The 3,536-nt window shown below is 72.2% G+C and carries 2 protein-coding genes; both read right to left on the bottom strand.

Features of this window, described 5'->3' with window-relative positions; translation table 11 throughout:
• Positions 1-1,182: M1 family metallopeptidase (locus C1J00_RS40290; protein WP_102913810.1), on the bottom strand; the 1,182-nt coding region annotated here is incomplete at its 3' end.
• A 274-nt stretch (positions 1,183-1,456) separates the two neighbouring features.
• Positions 1,457-3,536: RelA/SpoT family protein (locus C1J00_RS40285; protein WP_102913809.1), on the bottom strand; the 2,080-nt coding region annotated here is incomplete at its 5' end.

The following is a 3,536-nucleotide window of genomic DNA, read 5'->3' as shown; positions in this document are numbered from 1 at the left end:
GGGGGCGGCGGGGGGCCCGCCGGCGGCGCGCCAGCGGTCGGAGGCGCCGTATGCGGCCTTCATCCGGTCTCGCATCGGCTTGCCGGCCTGCTCCTCGGCGTACAGCGCCTCGTACCAGGTGGCGTGCCCCTCGTTGAGCCACAGATCGGACCAGGTGCGGGGGGTGACACTGTTGCCGAACCACTGGTGGGCCACCTCGTGGACCATGATCGACTCGACGTACCACGGAGGGTAGACCGGCTCGGTGAAGAGTTCCCGTTCGAAGAGCGAGAGCGTCTGGGTCTCCAGTTCGAAGCCGGTGGAGGCGTCGGCCACGAGCAGGCCGTACGTCTCGAAGGGGTAGCGGCCGACCTTGCTCTCCATCCAGGCGATCTGGCCGGGGGTCTTCTCCAGCCAGGGTTCGAGCGCCTCACGGTGACGGGTCGGGACGACGTCCCGTACGGGCAGGCCGTGGGGGCCGGCGCGGTGCAGCACCGTGGAGCGGCCGATGGACACCTGGGCGAGTTCGGTGGCCATGGGGTGCTGGGTGCGGAAGGTCCGGGTCGTCGACCCGCCGGACTTCTCCACTCCGGCGGGCAGGCCGTTGGCGACGGCCGTGTGACCGTCGGGCGCGGTCACACGGAAGGTGAACATCGCCTTGTCGGAGGGGTGGTCGTTGCAGGGGAACACCAGATGCGCCGCGTCGGCCTGGTTGGCCATCGCGAGGCCGTCAGCCGTACGTACCCAGCCGCCCTCGCGACCCTTGGCGGGCACCGGATCGCTGGTGTGCCGCACGGTGATCCGCATCCAGTTGCCGTCCGACACCGAGTCCTCGGGTGTGATCACCAGGTCCTCACCGGCGAAGCGGAACTCCGCGGGGTCGCCGTCGACCTCGACCGACTCGACCGTGCCGTGGGCGAAGTCCAGGTTGACGCGGTCCAGGTCGGCGGTCGTCCAGGCGTCGATGGTGGTGACGGCCCGCAGCGGCTCGCTGTTGTTGCCCGGATAGGTGAAGGCCAGGTCGTACGACGCGACGTCGTAGCCCGGATTGCCGAGGTTCGGGAAGAGGCGGTCGCCGACGCCGAGCGGGACGGCGGGGGCGCTCGCGGCGACGAGGCAGACGGAGACGGCCGAGGTGAGCAGGGCGGCCGCGGTCCGGCGACGGGTGGGGGTGGTGGCCTGGCTGTGGAGGGTCAGGAGCATGCCCCACGGCTATCAGCGCGCGGGTGAGCGGCGGGGACGGCGCGCTTTCGTCCCACCCGAACCGGGGACCGTGACCTGCGCCGGGTGCCGCCCCGGCCGCCCTGGCGGCGCGCCGGGAAGCCGTCCTGCAAGCCCTCAGTGAGGCCACCCCGGGGCAGCCCTGCAACCCTCAACGAGGCTGCCCGGGGGCAAGTCCTGCAGCCTCAGCGAGGCCACCCGGGCCAGTCCTGCAGCCTCAGCGAGGCCGCCCGCCCGGGCCGCCCGCCCGGGCCGGTCAGCCGCCCTGCGGCTGCGGCTGGGCCCGGCTGACGTCGTACACCCCGGCAACATTGCGCATCGCCCGCATCAGGGCGGGCAGGTGGCCGGCGTCCGGGAGCTGCACCGTGTAGGTGTGCCGCACCTGCTGCTGGGTCGGGGGCTCGACGGTAGCCGAGACGATTTCGGCGCCCTCGGAGGCCATGGCCTCGGTGAGGTCGGCCAGCAAATGGGGACGGACGAACGATTCGGCGACCAGCGTGACCCGGCACTCGGCGGTCTCTCCCCAACGCACGCCGACCTCCGCACGCCCCCCGTCCTTCATGCGCGCCACCGCGGCGCACTCCACGCGGTGCACGGTGACCGCCCCTCCGCGTACGGCGAAGCCGGTGATCTCGTCGGGCGGTACGGGCGTGCAGCAGCGGGCGAGCCGGACGGTCGCTCCCGGCAGGTCGGCGAGGACGTGACGGGTGGCGGGGCGGTCGGTGGGCTGCTCGGAGGCCGCGTCCGGGTCGGGCACGTCGGCGGGCCGGCGCGCTGTCCGGTCCTCGGCGATCCGCGCCTCGCTCTGCTGGGACTCCGCCTGCGCCGGATGTGCGGTCAGCCATCGCTGGATGGCGATCCGGGCCGCAGGTGTGTGGGCGTGCTCCAGCCACTCCCGGGAGGGCTCCGAAGCCGGGTCCTGGCCCATGAGGAGCTGGACGGTGTCGCCGTCCTTCAGGACGGTGCTCAGCGTCGCCAGGCGGCCGTTCACCCGGGCGCCGATACAGGCGTGCGCGTCCTCGCCGTACTGCGCGTAGGCGGCGTCCACGCAGGTCGCGCCTTCGGGCAGGCCGAGCGTGCCGCCGTCGGGGCGGAAGACGGTGATCTCGCGGTCCTGGGCGAGGTCCTCGCGCAGGGTCGACCAGAAGTGGTCGGGGTCGGGCGCCGCCTCCTGCCAGTCGAGGAGCCGGGAGAGCCACCCCGGGCGGGTGGGGTCGACGCGCTCGCCGTCGGCCGGGTCGTCGGGGGCCGGTGCGTACGGGTTGCCGAGGGCGACGACGCCGGCCTCGGCGACCTTGTGCATCTGGTGCGTGCGGATGAGGACCTCGACGACCTGGCCGTCCTCGCGCGCCACGGCCGTGTGCAGCGACTGGTAGAGGTTGAACTTCGGTACGGCGATGAAGTCCTTGAACTCGGAGACCACCGGCTTCAAGCACGTGTGCAGTTCGCCCAGGACGCCGTAGCAGTCCGCGTCCTCGTTCACCAGGACCAGGACGCGGCCGAAGTCGGAGCCGCGGAGCCGGCCGCGTTTGCGCGAGACGCGGTGCACCGAGACGAAGTGGCGGGGCCGGATGAGGACTTCGGCCGGGATGTCCGCCTCGCGCAGCACACCGCGCACCTCGTCGGCGACCTCGGCGAGCGGGTCGTCCGTGCGGGCCGCGTTGCGGACGATCAACTCCCTGGTGTGCGCGTACTCCTCGGGATGCAGGATCGCGAAGACCAGGTCTTCCAGTTCGGTTTTGAGCGCTTGCACGCCGAGCCGCTCGGCGAGCGGGATGAGCACGTCACGTGTCACCTTGGCGATGCGCTCCTGCTTCTCGGGGCGCATGACGCCGAGGGTGCGCATGTTGTGCAGCCGGTCGGCGAGTTTGATCGACATGACGCGGACGTCGTTGCCGGTGGCGACGAGCATCTTGCGGAAGGTCTCGGGTTCGGCGGCGGCGCCGTAGTCGACCTTCTCCAGTTTGGTGACGCCGTCGACGAGGTAGCGGACCTCCTCGCCGAACTGGTCGCGGACCTGGTCGAGCGTCACGTCCGTGTCCTCGACGGTGTCGTGCAGCAGGGACGCGGTCAACGTCGTGGTCTCGGCACCGAGTTCGGCCAGGATCAGGGTCACGGCGAGCGGGTGCGTGATGTACGGCTCGCCGCTCTTGCGCATCTGGCCGCGGTGCGAGGACTCGGCCAGGACGTAGGCGTGGCGCAGGGGTTCGAGGTCCGCGTCGGGATGATGGGCGCGGTGGGCCTCGACGACATGGCTGATGGCGTCGGGCAGCCGACCACGGGCGGCGGGGCCGAGCAGGGCCGCGCGGCCGAGGCGGCGCAGGTCGATCCGGGGG

It is taken from the genome of Streptomyces cahuitamycinicus, from assembly GCF_002891435.1.
Classification (GTDB): domain Bacteria; phylum Actinomycetota; class Actinomycetes; order Streptomycetales; family Streptomycetaceae; genus Streptomyces; species Streptomyces cahuitamycinicus.
The sequence above is the reverse complement of the archived record's forward strand: the minus strand, read 5'-3'. Positions and strand labels throughout refer to the sequence as shown.